Genomic DNA, 21,797 nt, shown 5'->3' on the forward strand with positions numbered 1-21,797 from the left:
CGCATGCGCAGGCCCATCGCTGCCTTGATCGCCGCCCTGGCGACGCTGCGGCGGCCGCTCGCCGTGCTGCGCGGCCGGCTGCTTTCTGCCGCGCTGTTGGCGCTGGCCCTGCCCGCCTGCCACTCCGATGCCGGTGCCATGCCGGCCGGCGCGGCCGATACCGCGCAGGACGAAGCGGCGCAGGACCCGGTCGACCAGGCGCAGCTGAGTCGGGCGCTGGCGGCGCTGCAGCCGCAGCGCCCAGGCATCCCCGACCTGTACGTGGTCGGGTTCGCCGGCGACGCCAGCGAGGACGTGTTCCGCAACGAAGTGCTGTACCTGCGCCAGCTGTTCGCGCAGCGCTTCGGCGCCGCCGGCCGTATCGCCACCCTGATCAACCACGGCGACAATCTCGGCGCGCACGCCTACGCGCCGCAGGCCTCCTACGACAACCTGGCCGATACGCTGGACCGTATCGGCAAGCTGATGGACCCGCGCGAGGACGCGCTGCTGCTGTTCCTGAGCAGCCACGGCACCGACCAGCACGAGCTGTATCTGCAGTTCGGTCCCGGCGAGGATGCCGAGTACGACACCATCACCCCGCAGGAACTGCGCCGCCTGCTCGACGACGCCGGCATCCGCAACCGCATCATCGTGATCTCCGCCTGCTACTCCGGCGGCTTCGTGCCGGCGCTGAAGACCGCCGACACCCTGGTCATCACCGCCGCGCGCCGCGACCGGCCCTCGTTCGGCTGCGGCAACACCGCCAGCGCCACCTATTTCGGCCGTGCCTGGCTGATCGACGCGCTGGCGCGCACCACCGACCTCGTCGAGAGCTACCGCCTGGCCAGCGCCGAGATCAGTGCGCGCGAGCGGGCCGAGGGCGAAGCGCCGTCGTATCCGCAGCTGTACGTCGGCGCGCGGATCGGGCCATGGCTGCAGCGCTGGCGCGCGCAGTTGCCGAACGCCGCGGCGCCACCCTATCCGTATCCGGAACCCGATGCGGACGACGCGGCGAATGCGCCGGATGCGGCAGATGGCGAGCAGATTGGCGAGCAGACTGGCGAGCGTGGTGCAGCGGCTACGCCCGCCGCGCCGATTCGCGCCCAGGACCCGGCACCGCCGACGAAGCGCACGCCCGTGCGGTGATGCAACCGCGCAGGACGCGGGATCGACTGCATGCGGCGCTCGTGCGCGCTCTCTCGCGTTTGCCGGCCGATCCTGCCCTCGCCCACGTAAGCCCGAATCCCTGCCGCAGGCCGGAAAGATGAGAGTGATTCGCGTTCGATCGCGCCGCGTGCGCGCTCGCTAGAATGCCTGCCGCAGCAAGCCCGCCGCGTTTCGCCAGCCAGCTGCGCCCCCGATCCAACCGCCCGCCAGCCTTCGCTCGCCAGCCAGGATCATTCGGTTCGTCGGCCTCCTTCGTGGAGGTTTTTTCGTTTCTGGGGTCGGCTTGGCGCGTGTGGAACGCGAGCGTCTTGGTTTTGCGGAGGATGACGCGCGGCCACCTCACTGCGCTTGTCGCGGCTGAAGCCGCTCCTACATGGGGCGTTGCGATGGCGGCAGTTACGCTCCAACACCACCGGAGCGCACCGTCGGCGAGAGATTTCCGTTGTGTCCAACGCGGACCACACCGGCTGGCATCGTCGCTTCGCTCGTCGCGGCTGAAGCCGCTCCTACATGGGTCCGACGCTGCGAGGCGCTGATCGGCGCACTGTGGGAGGGACTTCAGTCCCGACGCCTGAAACGCATGGCCGCCTAAAACCCTGTCGCGGCAGTGACGGTAATCGAGCATGCAGCATCACTGCACGCGCTTCTACCGACCACCGCCTACCGCCGCAATCCCATCACGGGTTCGCATCCTGCAAGCGGTAGCTGCCGCTGGCGCGCTGCTCGCCATGCCAGCGGTCGAACGCACGGACCTCGATGCGGTGCGCGCCCACGCTCAGGTCGGTCGGCAAGGCGCCGCGCCACAGATGCTGCGAGGGAATCGCTTCCGGCGAGCGGTCGTAACCACGCAGCGCATCGGCAGCATCGTCGCGCGCATTCTCGGCGAGCAGCGCCGGATCGGGCTGTTCGACACGCTGCATCGGCTTCCAGGCTCCCTCGTCCACGCGGTACTCGACGCGGCTGTCGGCCTCGCCCATGTACACGTTCGCGTACACGCCCCAGGCCGGATAGGCGCCGCGGCGCAACACCTTCGGCGCATGCAGGCCGATCTGGACGTCGTCGGCGGCGCGGGCGGCGTGGTAGGCCAGCGCGTAACCGCCGTCGCGGCGCACGGTCAGCAGCGCGTAGCCGTTCGGGGTGCCGTCGGCCATCGTCGCCGCGGGAATGCCGTCGGCATCCTTGACCCCGGACCAGAACGCGCCGCAGGCCGCGCCGACGTTGTACTCGTGCAGCGGCTGCGCGCCGTGCCAGCCCTCGTCGGCGCCATGATCGTAGTGGCGCTGGGTGTGGCTGTGGCCACTGAGCACCAGCACGTGCGGAAACTCCTGCAGCAACGCGAACAGCCGCGCGCGGTCGGCGTGGCGGAAGGTCTGCTTGCCCGGCGCGGCGTCGAACAACGGGATGTGCAGGCCCAGCACCACCAGCCGGTCCTTGGGCACGCTGGCCAGGTAGGCCTGCAGGAACGCGAACTGGTCCGCGCGCAGGCCGCCGATGTACTTGGGCTGCTGCTGCGGCTGGTAGACCACGTCGTCCAGGAACACGAAGCTGGCGCCGCCCTCCTCCACCGCGTAGGTGTCGGGGCCGTAGACCGCGCGCCAGCTCGACAGCGACTCGACGTCGTCGCTCGCGTCGAAGTTGAGGTCGTGGTTGCCCGGCACGTGGAACCACGGCACGCCGAGCTTGGCGGTTTCCGCATTCAGCGCCGGATACAGCGACAGGTCGTCGCTGACCACGTCGCCCAGGGTGGTGCCGATGCGCGCACGGGTCTTGCCGCGCAACGGCGCGACGATGTCGCGAGCGTAGTAGCCGACGTCGGTCATCGACGCGGTCTGGGTATCGGCGAACACCAGCACCTCGGTGCTGTCGGCCTTGGGCTGCGCGCGCAACGCGAAATCCCAGTGGTCGGTGGCGCCGCTAGTCGGCGCGATGCCCGGGTACTTGAGCGTGGGCGAGCCGGCCGGTGCGTAGTGCCGCCAGTAGTCCGGCAGGCCGTTGCCGGCGCTGGCGAAGCTGTAGCCGTCCGGCTTGATCACGAACACCGTGCGGCCGGGCTCCACCTGCAGGCGGTAGCGGCCCTGCGCATCGGTGCGGACGATGTGCACGCCGTCGGACACCTGCACGCCGGCGACGCCGGTATCGCCCGGGCCGCGGCCCGGGGCGTTGTCGCGTTCCTGGTAGACGCTGCCGCTGATCGTCGCGGTCTGCGCCACGGCAGGCGCGGCGGCAGCCAACAGGCAGGCGAGGACGACGGTGCGCAGCATGCGGAACATCCGGGGAAGCCGAGGGTCCCCCGATTGTAGCCAGCTACGCCGACGCGGCGGTGACCGCGCCGGACAGGCTCAGCGGTGCCGCGCTTCCAGCACCGCCACCGCGTCGGCCAGGCCCAGGCCGCGCGCGCGCAGCAGCACGGTCAGGTGGTAGAGCAGATCGGCGGACTCACCGAGCAGCTCGTCGTCGCCCTGGGCGACGCCGGCCAGCGCAGTCTCCACGCCCTCCTCGCCCACCTTCTGCGCGATGCGCCGCGTGCCCTTCTCGAACAGTTGCGTGGTGTAGCTGCCGGCGGGCCGCTCGCGTTCGCGCTGCGCGACCAGGCGATCGAGCGCACCCAGGAACTGGCCCGGCGCCTGCGGGAAGCAGCTGTCGCGGCCGAGGTGACAGGTCGGCCCGTGCGGATGCGCCAGCACCAGCAGGGTGTCGCGATCGCAGTCGGTGTCGATCGCCACCACCTGCAGGACATGGCCGGAGCTTTCGCCCTTGGTCCACAGCCGCTGCTTGCTGCGGCTGTAGAAGGTGACCTGGCCGCTGCGGCGCGTGGCCGCCAGCGCCTCCTGGTTCATGTAGCCCAGCATCAGCACGCGCAAGGTGGCGGCGTCCTGCACCACCACCGGCAGCAGGCCGTCGCCCTTGCCCCAGTCCAGCGCCGCGTCGGCGGCGTCTGCGTCGTGGGAATGTTCATGCGCCATCGCGCACCTCGATCTGTCGTTGGCGCAGGAAGCGCTTGAGTTCGGGAATGGGAATGGCGCCGCTGTGGAAGACGCTGGCGGCCAGCGCGCCGTCGACGTCGGCACGCTCGAACACGTCGGCGAAGTGCTGCATCTCGCCGGCGCCGCCGGAGGCGACCAGCGGCACCTTGCACAGCGCGCGCACCTCGTGCAGCTGGGCGATGTCGTAGCCGCGGCGCACGCCGTCGTTGTCCATGCAGTTGAGCACGATCTCGCCGGCGCCCAGGCGCTGCGCCTCCACCACCCAGTCCAGGGTGCGCACGCGCAGCGCCTGGGTCTTGCTCGGGTCGCCGGTGAAGCGGCGCACGCGCCACTGGCCGTCGTCCTCGCGGATCGAATCAATGCCGACCACCACGCACTGCACGCCGAAGGCCTCGGCCAGCTCGGCGATCAGCGCCGGCCGCTCCAGCGCCGGCGAGTTGATCGAGATCTTGTCGGCGCCGGCATACAGCACCGCACGCGCGGTGGCGACGTCGCGGATACCGCCGGCCACGCAGAACGGGATATCCAGCAACCGCGACACCTTTTCGACCCAGGCGTAGTCCACCGAGCGCCCTTCCGGGCTGGCGCCGATGTCGTAGAACACCAGTTCGTCGGCGCCCTGGTCGCGGTAGCGCAAGGCCAGCTCGGCGATGTCGCCCATGTCCACGTGGTCGCGGAACTTGACGCCCTTGACCACGCGCCCCTCGCGCACGTCCAGGCACGGGATGATGCGCCGGCTCAGCATGCCAGCGCCTCGTCCAGGCGCAGGCGCCCTTCCAGCAGCGCCTTGCCGAGCACCGCGCCGGCGCAGCCGGCCTCGCGCGCGCCGCGCACGTCGGCGGCGTCGCGGATGCCGCCGGAGGCCTGCACCGCCAGCGCCGGCGCGAGTTGCCGCAGGTGCGCATACAGTGTCAGGTTCGGCCCGGACAGCATGCCGTCGCGGGCGATGTCGGTGCACAGCAGATGGACCAGCCCGGCGGCGGCGTACTCGCCGGCCAGCGCATCCAGGCTCAGCGACGAGGTCTCGGTCCAGCCGTGCACCGGCAACCGCCACACCCCCTGCGCGTCCTGGCGCGTGTCCAGCGCCACGGTGATGCGTTCGGGGCCGAACTCCCCCAGCCACTCCAGCACCGACTCGCGGTCGCGCACCGCCAGCGAGCCGATCACCACACGGCTGGCGCCGGCATCGAGCAGGCGCTGCACGTCGGCACGCGAGCGCACGCCGCCGCCGGTCTGCACCTGCAGCCCGGTCTCGCTGCGGATGCGCTGCAGCAACGGCGCCAGGGTGTAGCCGCCGGCGCGGGCCGCATCCAGGTCGACCAGGTGCATCCACTGCGCGCCGGCCTCGGCGAAGGCCTGCGCACGGCGCAGCGGATCGTCGCCGTAGTGGGTCTCGCGGGCGTAGTCGCCCTGCGCCAGCCGCACCACGCGGCCGTCGCGGATGTCCAGGGCGGGATAGACGACGAAGCTCATGGGAAATCGGTCTCGATGAAGTTGCGCAGGATGCGCGCGCCGGTGTCGGCCGAGCGCTCGGGATGGAATTGCGCGCCGCAGCGGCGGCCGTGCTGTACCACCGCGGTGAACAGGCCGCCATGATCGCAGGCGGCGACGGTGTCGCCGGTGACCGGCGCGGCATAGCCATGCACGAAGTAGGCGCTGGCGCCGTCGGGCACGCCCGCCAGCAGCGACGAGGGCCGCAGCGGCAGCAGCCGGTTCCAACCCATGTGCGGCACGCGGATGCCCAGCGCCGGCGGCATGCGCCGGACCACGCCGGTCAGCAGGCCCAGGCAATCGACATCGCCCTCCTCCGAGCGCTCGAACAGCAACTGCATGCCCAGGCAGATGCCCAGCAACGGCGCCTCCAGCGTGCGCAACGCGTCGACCAGGCCCTGCTCGTGCAGCCGCGCCATCGCATGCGGCGCAGCGCTCACGCCCGGCAGGATCACCCGGTCCGCGCCCTGCAGGCCGGCCGCGTCGCGCACCAGCCGCGGCTCCACACCGAGCCGCTGCAGCGCATAGCGCACCGACCCGAGGTTGGCGCCGCCAGCGTCGATCAATGCCACCGTGCTCATCGTCCCCTCCCCGTGTTCACGACGCGCCGGTTCACAGCACGCCCTTGGTCGAGGGCAGCGCTGCGCCCTCGCGGCGCAGCGCCTGGCGCAGGGCGCGCGCCAGCGCCTTGAAGCAGGCCTCGACCTTGTGGTGGTCGTTGTCGCCGCGCACGCTCAGGTGCAGGTTCAGCCCGGCCGCGTCGCACAGCGAGCGGAAGAAATGCGGCACCAGTTCGGTGGGCATGTCGCCGACCCGCTCGCGCTTGAACTCGCCTTCGAACACGAAGTACGGGCGCCCGCTGAAGTCCAGCGCGGCGCTGGCTAGGGTCTCGTCCATCGGCAGGGTGAAGCCGTAACGGCCGATCCCGCGCTTGTCGCCCAGCGCCTGGCGCAGCGCCTGGCCCAGGGCCAGGCCAGTGTCCTCGATGGTGTGGTGTTCGTCGATGTGCAGGTCGCCCTCGGCGCGCACGTCCAGGGCGAAGCCGCCGTGCTTGCCGATCTGTTCCAGCATGTGGTCGAAGAACGGCAGACCGGTGGCGCAGTGCGGGTCGCGCGCCAGGTCCAGGTCGAGTTCCACCGCGATGCGGGTTTCCTTGGTGTCGCGCTGTACCCGCGCACGCCGCGGCGCATCGGCCAGCTCGTGGGCGATGCCGGCCCAATCCCAGTCGCCGCCGAACTGCGCGGTGCGCAACTGGAAGCCGCGGATGCGCAGGTTCTCGGCGAACTGGATGTCGGTCACGCGGTCGCCGACCATCGCCGAGCGCGCCCAGTCGATGCTGCGGTCCTGCAGGTACGGCAGCATCAGGCCGATGCCGGGCTTGCGCGTGGGCGCATTGTCGGCCGGCCAGCTGCGGTCGACCAGTACTTCGCGGAACACGATGCCCTGGCTGGCGAAGATCTGCAGCATCAGGTCGTTGGGGCCGTCGAAGGCGGCCTGTGGGTAGGCCTCGCTGCCCAGGCCATCCTGGTTGGTGACGATGACGAACTGGTAACCGGCGTCGCGCAGCCTGAGCATGGCCGGGATCACGCCCTGCACGAAGCGCAGCTTCTCGTAGGCGTCGATCTGGAAGTCGGCCGGCTCCTCGATCAGGGTGCCGTCGCGGTCCACGAACAGGATCGGGGTCATGCCGCCGCCCTCCAGGCCTGCAGCGCGCCGAGCACGCGCTGGTTCTGCGCCGGCGTGCCCAGGGTGATGCGCAGCGCATCGCCCAGGCCCGGCGCGGCGCGCTGGTCGCGCACCACCACCCCGGCCGCCAGCAGCGCCTGGAACGCGCCCTCGGCGTCGTCGAAGCGCAGCAGCAGGAAATTGCCCTGCGACGGATACACCTGGCGCACGCCCGGCAACGCCGCCAGCGCCGCCTGCATGCGCGTGCGCTCGGCGCGCACCTCCTGCACCCGTGCCGCGGTCTGCCGCAGCGGCTCGGGCTGCAGCGCGGCCAACGCCAGTTGCGTGCACGGCGCCGGGATCGGATACGGTGCCTGGCAGCGCCGCAGCACCGCGATCAGCGCCGGGTCGGCGATCACGCAGCCGATCCGCGCCGCCGCCAGCGCGTGCGCCTTGGACAGGGTGCGCAGCACCGCCAGATTGGCGTGACGCGCCAGCAAGGTGGTGGCCGAGGCTTCGTCGGAGAACTCGCCATAGGCTTCGTCCACCACCAGCACCGCGCGTCCGTGCAGGCGCTCGGCGGCGCGGGCGATGTCGGCCAGGGCGATCGCCGCACCTCCCGGGTTGCCCGGCGAACACAGGAACACCAGCTTGGCCATCTGGCTCAGCGCGGCATCCACCACGGCATCCACGTCGGTGAGCAGGCCGTCGGCCGTGTCGCGCAGCGGCACCTCGACCACGCGTGCGTTCTGCAGCCGCGCGCACACCGCGTACATGCCGAACACCGGCGGGGTGATGACGATGGCGTCGCGGCCCGGCTCGCACAGGGCGCGCAGCAACAGGTCGATGGCCTCGTCGCTGCCGCGGCCGAGCAGCAGCTGCTCCGGGACGCAGGCGTACAGCGCGGCCAGCGCCGCGCGCAGCGCCGGCGGTTGCGGATCGGGGTAGCGGCGATTGCCGGCGTCGCCGTCGGCGGCGTTGGCCCAGGCCGATTCGTTGGCGTTGAGCCAGACCTCGCCCTGCAGCGCGCTGCTGCGCGCCGACGAGTAGCCGGCGAACTCGCGCAGGTCCGGGCGTACCAGCGCCAGTACGGCGCGTGCGTCGGAGGCCGCGTTCATGCCGCCTTCTCCATGCGCAGCGCCACCGCGTTGGCATGCGCATCCAGGCCCTCGGCGCGCGCCATCAGCACCGCGCAGCCGCCGATCGTGGCGATGCCGGCGGCACTGGCGCTCTGCACGCTGACGAAATTCTGGAAGCTGGCCACGCTCACCCCGCTGTAGGCGCGCGCGGCGCCGCTGGTCGGCAGCACGTGGTTGGTGCCGCTGCAGTAGTCGCCCAGCGCCTCGGGGGTGTAGTCGCCGAGGAACACCGAGCCGGCCGCCTCGACCCGGTCCAGCCAGTCGCGTGGCGCACGCAGCGCCAGGATCAGGTGTTCCGGGGCGTAACGGTTGCTGATGGCGAACGCCTCCTCCAGGGTGTCGACGCGGATCAGCCGCGACGCGGCCAGCGCCTGCCGGGCGATCGCCGCGCGCGGCAGCGTCGCCAGTTGCCGCTCCAGTTCGTTCTCGACCGCCTCGATCAGCGCGGCGCTGTCGGACAGCAGCAGCACCTGCGAGTCGGGGCCGTGCTCGGCCTGCGACAGCAGGTCGGCGGCGACGAAGGCGGCATCGGCGCCGGCATCGGCGATCACCAGCACCTCGGACGGACCGGCCGGCATGTCGATCGCCGCCGCGCCGGCCTGCGCCACCTGTTGCTTGGCCTCGGTGACGTAGCTGTTGCCCGGGCCGAACAGCTTGTCGCAGGACGGCACGCTGTCGGTGCCGAAGCCCATCGCGGCGATCGCCTGGGCGCCGCCGAGCTTGAACACCCGGTCCACCCCGCACAGCGTCGCCGCGACCAGCACCGCCGGATCGGCCGAGCCGTCGGCGCGCGGCGGCGTGCATAGCACCACCTCGCGGCAGCCGGCCAGCGCCGCCGGCACGCACAGCATCAGCGCGGTCGACGGCAGCGGTGCGCTGCCGGCCGGCACATACAGGCCGACCCGGCCGATCGGCCGCACCACGCGCTCGCAGACCACGCCCGGCGCGGTCTCGACCGCGTACGGCTGGGCCATGCCGGCGCGGTGGAAGGTATTGATCCGCGCCGCCGCCTCGGCCATCGCCGCGCGCAACGGCGCCGGCACCGCCGCCTCGGCCGCGGCGAATTCCTCGGCGCTCACCTCGAAGGTTTCCAGCACCACGCCGTCGAAACGCGCGGTGAGTTCGCGCAGCGCGCTGTCGCCGCGGCTGCGCACGTCCTCCAGCACCTGCGCCACCGCGCTGCGGGTCCGGTCGGCGACGCGCTGCACCGGCCGGGTCAACGCCTGGGTGCGCTCCTGCGCGTCGAGCGCGCTCCACTCCAATCGATTCATGCCAGCGACCGCTCCACCGTCAATACCATCAAGCCTTGCGCGCCCGCGCGCTCCAGTTCCTCCATGCGCTGCCAGGTGATCGCCCCGTGGCACATGGTCTGCAGCTGCAGCGGGCCATCGGCGTCGCCGGGCAATTGCACCAGCGGTTCGGCATCGGGCAGCAGCCGCGCCAGGTCGGCGACGCGCTCGCGCGCGGCGCGGAACATCAGCAGCTTGCTGTCGCGCAGCTTGAGCACGCCGTCGAGCCGGCGCAGCAGCATCGCCGCCAGGCCGGCGCGGGCGTCGGCCGGTTCGCGTACCGGGCCGGCCAGCACCGCCTCGCTCTCCAGCAGCGTCTCCACCGGCTTGAGCTGGTTGGCGGCCAGGGTGGCGCCGCTGGAGACCAGATCGCAGATCAGGTCGGCGGTGCCCAGGCGTGGCGCGATCTCGACCGAGCCGGACAGCTCCACCACCTGCGCGGCGATGCCGCGCGCCTCCAGCCACTCGGCCAGCACCGCCGGATAACTGGTGGCGATGCGCAGCCCCTGCACCTGCTGCGGGCCGCTCCATTCCCAGCTCTCCGGCACCGCCAGCATCAGCCGGCAATGGCCGAAGTTCAGCCCGCGCAGGGCGCGATAGGCCTCGGGCAGGCCATTGCGGCGACGCTCGCCGGCCTGCTCGTCGAGTTCGTTGCGGCCGACGATGCCGAAATCGCACACGCCGTCGGCGATCAGGCCGGGAATGTCGTCGTCGCGTACCAGCAGCAGGTCCACCGGCAAGGACTCGCCGTAGCAGAACAGCTTGTCGCGGCTCTCGCGCCAGCTCAGCCCGCAGGCGGCCAGCACCGCACGGGCCGGCTCGGCCAGGCGGCCGCTCTTCTGGATCGCGATACGCAGCCGGTCGCGGGCCGGTGCTGCCAGGGAAGCACTCATCAGGACATCTCAGTGGGAATCGGAGGGGCGCGCCGTCTGCCGGCGCAGCGCCGCGGCATAGCCGCCGGCGCCATATTCCAGGGTCCGTGCGACACGGCCGATGGTGGTGACGCTGACCTGGGTCAGGTCGTGGATCTCGCGGTACGGCACGCCCTTGAGCAGCAGCGGCACCACCCGCCAGCGGTCCGCCATCGCCTCCAGCTCGGCCGGCGTGCACAGGTCCTGCAGGAACGCCGCCACTTCCTGCGGCTTGCCGAGCTGGGCCAGGGTGCGCGCCAACGCCTTGAACGAGGCGTCGCTATCGCGGTCTGCTGCAGGGGCGGGACGTTGTTTCATTGCGCTAATGTAATAGCACGCTGTTACAAGGTCAAGTTTGCGCAGGTCACAGCGCACTGGCCGTTCAGCCGACAGGCGATCCTGCCGGAGGCGCCGGCGCCCTGCCGCCGAAGCGCCCTGGCCGGCCTGATTTCGCGGAATCCGCCGGCCGCGGCGGCAGGAAGCACCGCCCGGCGACCGCTAGGATCGGCAACGACCGCCACTGCTGGGGCGCCGGAGGCGCCGCACGTGCTTTGCCGCCCTCGCCCTGTGCCTGGCATGGCAGGGGTGGCCGGCGGCCGATGGCGCGCAGCGCAGCGCGCTGAAGGCGATGCTGCGGGGTGCGCGGCTGCTGCAGGATCGGCCATAGCCGCGAGCGGACCTCGGCGGAAATGCCCGTGCGCGGCTGATGCGCCCCCACTCGGTCCCGCTTGCCGTGACCTGGCAAGACACGCTGCAGCCCGTGCAAGGAGCGGCTTCAGGGCACCTCTAGTAACTCCGGGACGCGGTCCTGCAGGGGTCCCGTAGGGGCCCTGTAGGAGCGGCTTCAGCCGCGACAGGCGTTCCCGGTAACGCGTCGCGGCTGAAGCCGCTCCTCCGCAGGTCATTTGATTCCGGGCGAGACGCCCAGCCCTTGCGGTGAAGCGCGCGGCCCATCGCGAAACTGGACGTTGCGGGAGGACCTTCAGTCACGACGCATGTGCCGCAGGAGGATGACTCCAGTCCCACCTGCAAGCGCCCCACAGCGCGGGCCACGGCGGGAGCGGCCGCTCCACTTCTGTTGCGGAGCCACCCTGGCGCGCCAACGGCTCTGCGGTGGCGACCAAAAATGGCATCACCGATCACAGCGCGCTCGTGCGTCCGATGCGCTCGTGATGCGGCGGCCAATGCGGGCCGCCGCCATCCGTTCAGGCCATGACCTTGGCCTGCTCCAGCTCCACCTGCAGCGTGCTGGCCAGTTCGTCGCGGGCGACCTCGAACTGCTGCTCGCGCAGCAGGTCCTTGACCGCCACCACCCCGCGCGCCAGTTCGTCGTCGCCGGCCAGCACCACGAAGCGAATGCCGGCGCGGGCCGCGTACTGGAACTGCTTGCCGATCTTCTTCGGCTCCATCTGCACTTCGGTATTAATGCCGCCGGCGCGCAGGCGCCGCGCGATGTCCAGCGCGTCGTCCAGCTTGGCCTCGTCCATCAGCGCCACCATCGCGTGCACGCTGCTGGAGGCGATGCCGTCGATCAGCCCGGCCTCGCGCAACTGCCAGAACAGCCGGGTCAGGCCGATGGAGATGCCCACGCCGGGCAGCTTGGACTTGCTGTAGTGGCTGGCCAGGTCCTCGTAGCGGCCGCCCGAGCAAATCGAGCCGATCTGCGGATAGTGCGTCAACAGCGTCTCGTAGACGGTGCCGGTGTAGTAGTCCAGGCCGCGGGCGATGGAGAAATTCAGGCAGTACGCGGTCTCCGGCACGCCCAGCGCCTTGACCAGGGTCAGTACTTCGCGCAATTCGGCCACGCCTTCGCGCAGGATCGCGCTGGACGCGGCATCGGCCTCCAGCGCCTGCAGCCGCGCCAGCGCATCGTCATGACCGCTGGAGCGCACCGCGACGAAGTCGAGGATGCGCTGCACCTGTTCGGCGGGAATGCCGAAACCCTCGCCGGTCAGCGTCTCGCGCACGTAGTCGGCGCCGCGCTTGTCCAGCTTATCGACCTCGCGCAGCACCGCGAGCTGGCGCTCGCCCTCGGCCACGCCCAGGCTCTCGAAGAAGCCGCGCATCAGCTTGCGGTTGTTCAACTGCACGGCGAAATCGCCGATGCCCAGTTCGGCGAACACCGCGTGGATCACCGCCAGCACTTCGGCGTCGTAGCGGATGCTCAGCGCGTCCTTGCCGATCACGTCGATGTCGCACTGGTAGAACTCGCGGAAGCGGCCGCGCTGGGCGCGTTCGCCGCGGTACACGCGCTGCATCTGGTAGCGGCGGAACGGGAAGCTCAGTTCGTGCTCGTGCTCGGCCACGTAGCGGGCCAGCGGCACGGTCAGGTCGAAGCGCAGCGCCAGCTCCGGCAATCCGCCCTCGCCGCCCTCGGCCGCGGCATTGGCCAGCGCGCCGGTGGACTGCACGAAGTACACCTGGCGCTCGGTCTCGCCGCCGGACTTGGTCAGCAGCACGTCGGACAGCTCGAACACCGGCGTCTCCACCGGCAGGAACCCGAACCGCTCGTAATTGCGGCGGATGACGTCCAGCATGCGCTGGAACGCGATCTGCTCGCGCGGCAGCAATTCCATGATGCCGGGCGGCGTACGGGGCTTGATCACGAGCGGAACTCCTGCGATTCGGGGGCGAGCGGGACGCCAATTCTAGCCGCACCGGCCACGCCCGGCCGCATCGGCGTATCATTCGCCGGTGCCGACGCCGCTGCCACGCCCATGAACAGGCCACCTTCCGGGTTCGCCTTGCCCTATGCCGAAGCGGACGTCCCGCGCGCGCCGCGCGGCAATGACTGCCTGCATTGCGCGGTCCGCCACCTGGCGATCTGCTCGGCGCTGGCCTGCGACGAGGTGCAGGCGCTGGAACGGGCCACGACCTCGCAGACCTACCCCGCGGGTGCCACCCTGGCGCGCACGGGCGAGGCGCGGCAGGCGGTCTATACCGTCACCGCCGGCGCGCTGCGCCTGGTCCGCACCCTCGCCGACGGGCGCCGCCAGGTGGCCGGCTTCGTGCTGCCCGGCGACTACGTGGGCCTGAGCGAATCGGCCAGGCACCGCCACGACATCGAAGCCATCGCCGACAGCCGGGTGTGCCGGGTGCCGGTGACGCAGATGCAGCAGTTGCGCAGCCAGTTCCCGCACCTGGAGCGCAAGCTGCTGCAGCGCGCCTGCCTGGAACTGGACGCGGCGCAGGACGCGGCGCTGGCGCTGGCACGGCTGCAGCCGGCGGAGAAACTGGCCGACTTCCTGCTGAAGCTGGCCGCGCGCGCGGCGCGCCAGGGCGATGCCGGCAACAAGGTGGTGCTGCCGATGGGCCGCGGCGACATCGCCGACCATCTCGGCCTGACCATGGAGACGGTCAGCCGCACCTTCACCAAGCTGCGCCAGCAGGGCCTGATCGCGCTGCCGCAACTGCACGTGGTGGAGATCCGCGACTTCGCCGCGCTGCACCGGCTGGCGTCGGACGAAGACTGAGCGGACCGGCCCGGCGATTTTTTCGCCAGTCCCCGTCGCATGCCGCCGCCACGGGGCGCGCAGGCACTTATCCACAGGATTCCAGGGCAATGCTCCACACCGCATGTGGACAACCTGGCCATGCCGGCTGCCGACAGCGGCTGGCGGCCTGCGTGCCGTCGAGGGCAGCGCTGCGGCGACGCCAGCGCTGAACGCTTCAGCCGGCCATCGCGGCGTCCGCACCCGCGCGGCATAGACTGCGTGCGCAACACACCTGCGGCGCCGCCGCGGTGCCGGTGGGGGGGACCACTCGGAGGGCCATCATGGCCGTCGCCATCGAGATGCAACACGCCTCGCGCGCCTGCGTGATGCTGGACCGCGAACGCGAACTGGAGTTCTGGAAGGCGCAGTTCGCGCACAGCAGCTTCCATCAGCCCGGTTACGTCTTCCACGACTACGAACCGGCACTGAAGCTGGCCTACGACGCCTACCTCAAGTACCACGGCCAGCGCGTGGAGGACGTGGTCGCGCAACTGCGCGACGTGTTCCTGCGCGACCATCCGCGCTCGCGCCTGGACTGGCTGCAGGTCCGCGGCATCGTCCTGGCCGCCTGGCAACGGCTGCAGCCGACCGACTGAGCCGCCGGGCGCGCCCGCGCGCGCCTCAGTCGGCCAGCAGCCGTGCGCGCAGCGCCGTGTAGTCCGGCGCGATCGGCTCGGCCTGCGCCGGCCGCTGCAGCAGCGCCGCCAACGCCGGCGGCACCGGCACCGGCTGCCCGATCAGCGGCTCCACCACCCCTTCGAACTTGGCCGGATGCGCGGTGGCCGCCACCGCCCAGTCGCCGGCGTCGGCCTCGGCGCCTTCGGCGCGCAGTTGCTGCAGTACATGCAGCGCGGTGGCGGTATGCGGACAGTGCACTTCCCCATAGCGACGGAAGCGCTCGCCGATCGTCTGGCGGATCTGCGCATCGTCCACCGAGTACGCCTGGAACTGCGTGCGCAGCGTGGCATCGTCGCCCAGGTACAGCCAGCGCAGGCGCTCGACGTTGCTCGGCGCGCCGACGTCCATCGCGTTGGCCAGGGTCGCCACGCTGGGCTGCGGCGCGTAGTCGGCGCCGGCGAAGAAGTCCGGCAGCACGCGGTTGGCGTTGGTCGCCAGCACGATCCGGCCCAGCGGCACGCCCAGCGCGCGCGCCAGGATCGCGGCCAGTGCATTGCCCAGATTGCCGGTGGGCACCACCAGGTTCAGCGGCTGCGCATGCGCGGCATGGTGCTGCAGCGCTGCGTGCACGTAGTAGCTCATCTGCGGCAGCAGCCGGCCCAGGCTGATGCTGTTGGCCGAGCTCAGCGGCGCCTGCGCCTGCAGCTCGGCGTCGTTCAGCGCCTGCTTGACCAGCGCCTGGCAGTCGTCGAAGGAGCCGGCCACGCGCAGCGCCTGGATGTTGTCGCCGAAACAGCCGAGCTGGTGCGCCTGGCGCGGCGACACGCGCCCGTCCGGATACAGCACCACCACGCGCAGGCCGGGCTGGCGATGGAACGCGGCCGCGACCGCGGCGCCGGTATCGCCGGAGGTGGCGACGAGGATGGTCAGCGGCGTCGGCGCGCCGCGCCGCAGCCGGGTCAGGCAGGCGGCCAGGAAGCGGGCGCCGAAGTCCTTGAACGCGGCGGTGGGCCCGTGGAACAGCTCCAGCGCATGGTCGCCGGGCGTGGCCAGTGGCTGCAGGGGCGCCGCGAAGTCGAAGGCTTCGGCGCAGATCGCCGGCAGTTCCGCGGCCAGGGCATCGCCCTCGAAGAACGGTGCCAGCAGCTGCGCGGCCGTCTCGGCAAGGCTGGCGCCGGCACGCAGGTCGCGGGCGGCGGGCATGCGTTCGGGCACGTAGAGGCCGCCGTCGGGCGCCAGTCCGGCGGCGATGGCCTGGCTGAGCGAGACGGCGGGTGCGGCGTTACGGGTGGAAATGAAGTTCATGGTGGTTCCGGTGGCAGGGAAATTCGGTCGCACTGGCATTCTTGGATTTGAATTTGGCTCTAGCTGTTGCTGTTGCTCTAGCTGTTGCTGTCGCTTTGGCTGTTGCGCTTCTGCTTCACCCGGGGCCCCTCGGCGCGGCAGCCGCGGCGGGCGAATACCCGAAGGGCGACGCGCAGGATGCGCGTCGTTTTTCGCCGGCACATGGATGTGCCGTCGAAAAATGCCCGTCGTGGCTGCGGACCCGGAGCGCGTCAGCGCGGAGGGCGCGCTGCGGGGTGTGCTTTCTTTTGGTTACTTTTCTTTGCACAAGCAAAGAAGCGCTTCTCAGCAGCCGAAGGCTGATCAAAGTGACTCGCCGTCAGGCGAAAGCCTTTGCTGTTGCTTTCAAGCTTCCAAACGCAGCAACCACAGCAACCACAGCAACCACAGCAACGACAACAGCAGAAGCAAAGCTTTCGCCCTTGCGGGCGAGTTACTTTTCTTTGCTCGCGCAAAGAAAAGTAACCAAAAGAAAGCGCGCCCTGCCTCGCGCCCTCCGCGCTGCGCGCTCCGGGTCCGCGTCCATCACGGGGATCCGCGGAAGGGGCATCCTGCCCCTGCCGCGGACGGCGTACATCCATGTACGCCGCCCTTCGGGTTTTTCCCCGCGCTGGCCGCCGCTTCGGAAGGGAACCCGGTACGGCAACGGCAACAGCAAAGCAAAAGCAACAACCAGAGCAACAGCGACAGCGACAGCGACAGCGACTGCAACAACAAAAGCAAATTCGAAATCGGCAACAGCAACAGCAACAGCAACAGCAACGACACTAACAACAGCAACAGCGGCGCGGACGACGCACCGCTCCAATAAATGACTACAACAACGTCGCACCCGGACACTGCAACGGCGAGACCCAGTGCTGGCTGCCGAAGCCCGCGTCGGCGAAGGCCGCCTGCACCGCCGGTGCCGCGGCCTCGGCCTCGGCGCGGGTGGCGAACCAGGCGAACACGCTGGGGCCGGCGCCGGAAATGCCAGCGCCCATCGCCCCCGCCGCCAACGCCGCCGCCTTGGCCGCATCGAAGCCCACGATCAGCGGCGCGCGCCGCGGCTCGATCAGCACGTCGCGCAAGCCGGCGCGCACCAGGGCCGCGTCGCCGGCATGGCAGCCCGCCAGCACCAGCGCCAGATTCGCGCTCTGCGCCACGAACTCGCCCAGCCGGTAGTCGCCCGCCAGCACCGCACGCGCGTGGCGGGTCTCCAGCGTCGCGTCCGGATGCACCAGCAGGCTGTGCCAGTGGCCAGGCACCGGCACCGGCACCAGCCGCTCCAGGGTCGACAGCACCAGCCCGCCCAGCAGCATCGGGCCCAGGTTGTCGCCGTGGCGGCTGCCGCTGGCCACCGCCTCGCCGTCCAGCGCGTAGCGATACAGCTGGTCGCGCGACAGCGGCGCGGCGAGCAAGGCGTTGGCCGCCACCAGCGCGGCCACGCACGACGCCGCCGAGCCGCCCATGCCGGAGCTGAGCGGGATGCCCTTGTCGATCTCCAGTTCGAAGCCGAACGGCAGCGCCAACGCCTCGCGCAGGGCGATCAGCGCAGCGCCGGCGGTGTTGCGCGCCGCCTCCAGCGGCAACGCCACGGTGGTGCCGCGGATCGCGGCGATGCGCACCTCGGGCGCGTCGATGCGGCGCACCGTCACCGTGTCGCCCACGCCCTCCACCGCATAACCGAGCAGGTCGAAGCCCACCGCTACATTGGCCACCGAGGCCGGCGCGAACGCGCGCGCCTGCTCCGGCAGCGCGGCCGAGCCCATGGCAGCCGCCGCCAGCGTCTGCATCCGGCTCACAGGCGCGCGCCCTCGCCCGCCGCCACCCGCAGCAGGTCGGCGAACACGCCGGCGGCGGTCACTTCCGGACCGGCGCCCGGCCCCTGCACCACCAGCGGATTGTTGCAGTAGCGGCGGGTGGTGAACTGCACCACGTTGTCGGTCAGGCGCAGGTTGGCGAAGGCATGGTCGGCCGGCAATTCCACCAGGCCTACGCTGGGCGCATGGCCCGGCGCCAGCCGCGCCACGTAGCGCAGCACGCAGCCGCGCGCCTTGGCCGCCTGCAGCCGCTGCGCGAAGACGGCATCGACCTCGTGCAGGCGCGCCATGAAGTCGTCCACGCTGGCCTGGCGCAGCGCCTCCGGCACCAGGCTCTCCACCGCCACGTCCTCCAGGCTCAACTCGTGGCCGGCCTCGCGCGCCAGGATCACCAGCTTGCGCGCCACGTCGGTGCCGGACAGGTCGTCGCGCGGATCCGGTTCGGTGTAGCCCATGCCACGCGCCTCGGCCACCAGTTGCGAGAACGGCACGCTGCCGTCGTACTTGTTGAACAGCCACGCCAGGGTGCCGGAGAAGATGCCTTCGATCGCGGTGACCGCGTCGCCGGTATCGACCAGGTCGCGCAAGGTGGTGATCACCGGCAACCCCGCGCCGACCGTGGCCTCGTAGCGGAAGCGCGCGCCGCTGGCGGCGGCCGCGGCGCGGATGGCGTGGAAGCGCGGCAGCGGCCCGGCGCCCGCCTGCTTGTTCGGGGTCACCACATGGATGCCGGCGGCCAGCCAGCCGGCATAGCGGTCGGCGACGTCGGCGCTGCCGCTGCAGTCGATGATCACCGCATGCGGTAGATGCGCCGACAGCAGGTGCGCGGTGAACGCGTCCAGGTCGGTCGGCTGCTGGCCGGCCGCCAGCGCCTGCCGCCAGTCGCCGGCGAAGGCGCGCGGCTCCAGGCGCATCGCGCTGCGCGAGGCGACCGCGCGCAGGCGCAGGTCGAGATTGGCCTTGGCCAGCAGTTGCGGCTGCGCCGCGCGCAACTGGTCCAGCAGCGCGGCACCGACGTTGCCCGGCCCGATCACGCCGACCGAGAAGGTCTGCGGCGACAGCCAGAAACCGGCATGCGCGGCGCGCAGCGCCTTGGTCGCATGCGCGCTGTCGATGGCCACCGAGATGTTGCGCTCGGACGAGCCCTGCGCGATCGCCAGGATGTTGACCTGGGCGCGGCCCAGCGACTCGAACAGGCGCGCGGCCACGCCGGGCTGCCCGGCCATGCCGTCGCCGACCGCGGCCAGCACGCTGATGCCGGTGGTCAGCTGCACGCGCTGCACCTGGCCGACCACCAGTTCGTGGGCGAACGCCGACAGCACCGCATCGCGCGCGCGCTCGGCCTCGTTCTGCCGCACCACGCAGCAGATGGAATGTTCGGAGGAGCCCTGCGAGATCATCACCACCGACACGCGCGCGTTGCGCAGTGCCGCGAACACGCGCTCGGCGGTGCCGGGCACGCCGATCAGGCCGGTGCCTTCGAGGTTGAGCACGGCCAGGTCCGGGCTCAGGGTCAGGCCCTTGATCGGGCCGCTGGTGGCGCTGCTGGCGGTGATGCGGGTGCCCGGATGCTCGGGCTGGAAGGTGTTGCGGATGATGATCGGCAGGCCGCGCTCGATCGCCGGCGACATGGTCTGCGGGTGCACGACCTTGGCGCCGAAATAGGCCAGTTCGCAGGCTTCGTCGTAGCTGAGCGTTTCCAGTTGCACCGCTTCCGGCACGACTCGCGGGTCGGCCGAGAGCACGCCGTCGACGTCGGTCCAGATATGCAGTTCGGTGGCGTCGAACAGCGCGGCGAAGATCGCGCCGGAGTAGTCGCTGCCGTTGCGGCCGAGGGTGGTGATGCGGCCGGCGCGGTCGCGGGCGACGAAGCCGGTGACCACGATGCGCTGCTGCGGGTGCTGCGCACGCCACTGCGCCAGGCGCTGCGCGCTGGCCTCCCAGTCCACGTCCACGCCCAGTTCGCCGCGATCGACCACCAGTACCTCGCGCGCGTCCAGCACCGCGCAGTCCTCGCCCAGCGCACGCAGGTGGTCGCCCAGCAGCTGCGCCGAGTACACCTCGCCCAGGCCCTGCACGCGGTCCAGCACTTCCCGCGGCAGTTCGCCGATCACCGCCAGCGCGGCCAGGATCTCGGCCAGGTGCTCGAAGCGCGCGTCCAGCCATTCCACCGTGGCGCCGGCGTGCTCGCCCAGCAACGCCACTGCGGCGGCACGATGGCGGGCGCGGGTCTCGTGCCAGCGCTCGCGCCAGTCGCCGTGGCCGCGCGCGGCGAGGTCGGCCAGGCCGATCAACGCATCGGTGACGCCCTTCATCGCCGAAACGACGGTGACCTGGAGACGTTCCGGGCGCGCCAGCAGCAATTGCGCGACATGACGATAGCGTTCGGCATCGGCGACCGACGTACCGCCGAATTTGTGCACGACGGTGGCGGCGGCGAGCGCAGGCTCTACAGCGGAATCAGGCGAAGCGGCGACAGCGGGGGACGACATGGGAGACCTCGGAGTGGAGGCCCCGCTCGCATCAGGCCGAGGGAGTCCCCCGCATCCTGATCCGGGTGCGGGGCCGTGGTGTTCGACAATCAGGCGAAAACGACGGGCCGCACCGGGCGAATGGTGAGGGTGGTAATACCGGTGGTAATGCCCGCAACGGCCGCTGCCGCGTGCCGAAGCGAACGCGGAAGCGAGGTGGCGATGGGGGCGAGAACCAGAGGCATGAACGCAAGAGGACATCATGCGCCGGGGCGCTGTCAAGCACCGCGTGTGCGACCGCAGCATCGGCGCCGCGGCCCGGGCAAACGGTTGCAAAAGTGACTATCGCGCCGAGCCGGAAAACACTGCGTCACGCCGCGGCGCAGGGCGCGTTGGGCGTCAGGACAAGGCCTCGAACCCAGGTCCGCGCGATGGCGCGCCGCGGGCGCGCGACGCCGGCGGCGCCGCGCGCTTTGCGCAAACCCTTACTGCTGTTTCTGGTCGGTCGTCGGCGGCTGCGTCGGCGGCTGCTGCGGATCCGGATTGGCGGGATCCTGCGGGGTGGTCGGCGACGTCGTGGTGGGCGGCATGCCCTGCGACGTATCCTGCCCCTGCATCGTGCCCTGCCCGGCATCGGTGCCGGTCGCAGTGCCGGTCGCGTCGCCGCCGGTGGTGCCGGCCGGGGCGGTGCTGCCGCCCGCGGGACTGCCGTCGGCCGCTGCCGGCGGGTTGGCCGCATTCGGATCGGTGGCCGGTTGGTCGCCATCGCGCTTGCATGCCGCCAGGGCAGCCAGCATCGAACCGACCAGGACCATCTTCATCGCTGTGTTCATCGGTGACTCCTGCTTCGCATAGGGGTGGGAGTCGCCGCGTGCAGGCCGGCAAGCCGGCCATCACGCCAAGGCGACCAGGACCGCCGATGCGCGGCGGCGATCGCCCCGCCGCACGCGCTGCGGGCGGGACGCTTGTCGCGGACGTGGCGGAATGCGAGGCCGCCAGCGTCGTCCGTCGCCCCCGCGGCAATGCAAAGTGGCAGCGCGAACCGCCGCCAAGCCGCAGTGGTCGACGTCCGCAGCCTACGCAGGGCGATGCTCAGGCCGCGTCGGCACAAGGTGTAGAGGGCGTTATTGCAGGCAGGATTGCAGGCAGGCGCGACCACGCGCGGTTCAGCGTCGCCGCGCGGCGGCGGCGCGTACTGCATCGGCAATGCGGGCAAGGGCCGCAGCGGCATGGCGGTCGCGGCCGCCGACCTGCACGACATGGTGACCCCGGCGCGATTCGAACGCACGACCTGTCCCTTAGGAGGGGACCGCTCTATCCAGCTGAGCTACGGGGCCATTGGGCTTGCCGGGGGATTCTACGGCATGCCTGCGGGTTTTTTGCGCTCGCCGGGCACCCAGGCCGGCGGCGGCGGCCGACTGCGTGGGGTCTGCTAAAATT

At 71.2% G+C, this 21,797-nt stretch carries 19 protein-coding genes and 1 tRNA gene; 4 read left to right on the forward strand and 16 right to left on the reverse strand.

Annotation, left to right across the window (positions count from 1 at the left end; all coding sequences use genetic code 11):
* Nucleotides 1-3: 3 nt before the first annotated feature.
* Nucleotides 4-1,128, forward strand: a complete 1,125-nt coding sequence (locus AC1PME_RS11340; protein WP_481095927.1) for a C13 family peptidase — start codon at nt 4-6, stop codon at nt 1,126-1,128.
* 698 nt (nt 1,129-1,826) lie between these two features.
* On the opposite strand, the gene AC1PME_RS11345 is transcribed toward AC1PME_RS11340, so the two are convergent.
* The 11 genes from AC1PME_RS11345 to hisS all read right to left on the reverse strand — a co-directional run bounded on the left by AC1PME_RS11345 (nt 1,827) and on the right by hisS (nt 13,234).
* Nucleotides 1,827-3,419 carry a calcineurin-like phosphoesterase C-terminal domain-containing protein gene (locus AC1PME_RS11345; RefSeq protein WP_481095928.1) on the reverse strand — a complete coding sequence of 531 codons (1,593 nt, stop codon included), beginning with the start codon at nt 3,417-3,419 and terminating at the stop codon, nt 1,827-1,829.
* 69 nt (nt 3,420-3,488) lie between these two features.
* On the reverse strand, nt 3,489-4,112 hold the full coding sequence (hisIE, locus tag AC1PME_RS11350) for a bifunctional phosphoribosyl-AMP cyclohydrolase/phosphoribosyl-ATP diphosphatase HisIE (protein ID WP_481095929.1): 624 nt from the start codon (nt 4,110-4,112) through the stop codon (nt 3,489-3,491).
* On the reverse strand, nt 4,102-4,878 hold the full coding sequence (hisF, locus tag AC1PME_RS11355) for an imidazole glycerol phosphate synthase subunit HisF (protein ID WP_481095930.1): 777 nt from the start codon (nt 4,876-4,878) through the stop codon (nt 4,102-4,104). The genes hisIE and hisF overlap by 11 nt, the downstream gene beginning before the upstream one ends.
* Nucleotides 4,872-5,606 carry a 1-(5-phosphoribosyl)-5-[(5-phosphoribosylamino)methylideneamino]imidazole-4-carboxamide isomerase gene (hisA, locus tag AC1PME_RS11360; protein ID WP_481095931.1) on the reverse strand — a complete coding sequence of 245 codons (735 nt, stop codon included), beginning with the start codon at nt 5,604-5,606 and terminating at the stop codon, nt 4,872-4,874. Before hisA ends, hisF begins: the two co-directional genes overlap by 7 nt.
* Nucleotides 5,603-6,205, reverse strand: a complete 603-nt coding sequence (gene hisH / locus AC1PME_RS11365) for an imidazole glycerol phosphate synthase subunit HisH (RefSeq protein WP_481095932.1) — start codon at nt 6,203-6,205, stop codon at nt 5,603-5,605. Before hisH ends, hisA begins: the two co-directional genes overlap by 4 nt.
* A gap of 31 nt (nt 6,206-6,236) precedes the next feature.
* Nucleotides 6,237-7,310, reverse strand: coding sequence for a bifunctional histidinol-phosphatase/imidazoleglycerol-phosphate dehydratase HisB (gene hisB, locus AC1PME_RS11370; RefSeq protein WP_481095933.1), 1,074 nt, complete (start codon nt 7,308-7,310; stop codon nt 6,237-6,239).
* Nucleotides 7,307-8,407: a histidinol-phosphate transaminase gene (gene hisC / locus AC1PME_RS11375; protein WP_481095934.1), complete on the reverse strand. Its 1,101-nt coding sequence runs from the start codon at nt 8,405-8,407 to the stop codon at nt 7,307-7,309. The genes hisB and hisC overlap by 4 nt, the downstream gene beginning before the upstream one ends.
* Nucleotides 8,404-9,699 (reverse strand): histidinol dehydrogenase, encoded by a 1,296-nt coding sequence (gene hisD / locus AC1PME_RS11380; RefSeq protein ID WP_481095935.1) that lies wholly within the window; start codon nt 9,697-9,699, stop codon nt 8,404-8,406. The genes hisC and hisD overlap by 4 nt, the downstream gene beginning before the upstream one ends.
* On the reverse strand, nt 9,696-10,610 hold the full coding sequence (gene hisG / locus AC1PME_RS11385; protein WP_481095936.1) for an ATP phosphoribosyltransferase: 915 nt from the start codon (nt 10,608-10,610) through the stop codon (nt 9,696-9,698). The genes hisD and hisG overlap by 4 nt, the downstream gene beginning before the upstream one ends.
* Before the next feature lie 9 nt (nt 10,611-10,619).
* Complete coding sequence (locus AC1PME_RS11390; RefSeq protein WP_017912242.1) at nt 10,620-10,946, reverse strand: YerC/YecD family TrpR-related protein; 327 nt, start codon at nt 10,944-10,946, stop codon at nt 10,620-10,622.
* Between the two features lie 887 nt (nt 10,947-11,833).
* A complete protein-coding gene (hisS, locus tag AC1PME_RS11395) occupies nt 11,834-13,234 on the reverse strand; it encodes a histidine--tRNA ligase (RefSeq protein ID WP_481095937.1) in 1,401 nt (466 codons plus the stop codon).
* 111 nt (nt 13,235-13,345) lie between these two features.
* Between hisS and AC1PME_RS11400 the strand changes: the two genes are divergently transcribed.
* Both AC1PME_RS11400 and AC1PME_RS11405 read left to right on the forward strand, forming a co-directional pair.
* Nucleotides 13,346-14,101, forward strand: a complete 756-nt coding sequence (locus tag AC1PME_RS11400) for a Crp/Fnr family transcriptional regulator (protein ID WP_481095938.1) — start codon at nt 13,346-13,348, stop codon at nt 14,099-14,101.
* A 302-nt stretch (nt 14,102-14,403) separates the two neighbouring features.
* Nucleotides 14,404-14,718, forward strand: a complete 315-nt coding sequence (locus AC1PME_RS11405; RefSeq protein ID WP_254458144.1) for a hypothetical protein — start codon at nt 14,404-14,406, stop codon at nt 14,716-14,718.
* A gap of 25 nt (nt 14,719-14,743) precedes the next feature.
* On the opposite strand, the gene thrC is transcribed toward AC1PME_RS11405, so the two are convergent.
* Nucleotides 14,744-16,045 (reverse strand): threonine synthase, encoded by a 1,302-nt coding sequence (gene thrC, locus AC1PME_RS11410; RefSeq protein ID WP_481095939.1) that lies wholly within the window; start codon nt 16,043-16,045, stop codon nt 14,744-14,746.
* Between the two features lie 220 nt (nt 16,046-16,265).
* Here thrC and AC1PME_RS11415 point away from each other — a divergent pair, with 220 nt between their 5' ends.
* A complete protein-coding gene (locus tag AC1PME_RS11415) occupies nt 16,266-16,895 on the forward strand; it encodes a hypothetical protein (RefSeq protein WP_481095940.1) in 630 nt (209 codons plus the stop codon).
* A 4-nt stretch (nt 16,896-16,899) separates the two neighbouring features.
* Here the strand turns inward: AC1PME_RS11415 and AC1PME_RS11420 are convergent, their stop codons facing one another.
* The 4 genes from AC1PME_RS11420 to AC1PME_RS11435 all read right to left on the reverse strand — a co-directional run bounded on the left by AC1PME_RS11420 (nt 16,900) and on the right by AC1PME_RS11435 (nt 21,694).
* Nucleotides 16,900-17,859: a homoserine kinase gene (locus AC1PME_RS11420; protein ID WP_481098101.1), complete on the reverse strand. Its 960-nt coding sequence runs from the start codon at nt 17,857-17,859 to the stop codon at nt 16,900-16,902.
* A gap of 5 nt (nt 17,860-17,864) precedes the next feature.
* On the reverse strand, nt 17,865-20,378 hold the full coding sequence (gene thrA / locus AC1PME_RS11425) for a bifunctional aspartate kinase/homoserine dehydrogenase I (protein ID WP_481095941.1): 2,514 nt from the start codon (nt 20,376-20,378) through the stop codon (nt 17,865-17,867).
* 464 nt (nt 20,379-20,842) lie between these two features.
* Nucleotides 20,843-21,190, reverse strand: coding sequence for a hypothetical protein (locus AC1PME_RS11430; protein WP_481095942.1), 348 nt, complete (start codon nt 21,188-21,190; stop codon nt 20,843-20,845).
* A 427-nt stretch (nt 21,191-21,617) separates the two neighbouring features.
* Nucleotides 21,618-21,694: transfer RNA gene (locus AC1PME_RS11435), tRNA-Arg, on the reverse strand.
* Nucleotides 21,695-21,797: the final 103 nt, after the last annotated feature.

The sequence above is a fragment of the Xanthomonas sp. NCPPB 901 genome, from assembly GCF_056725085.1.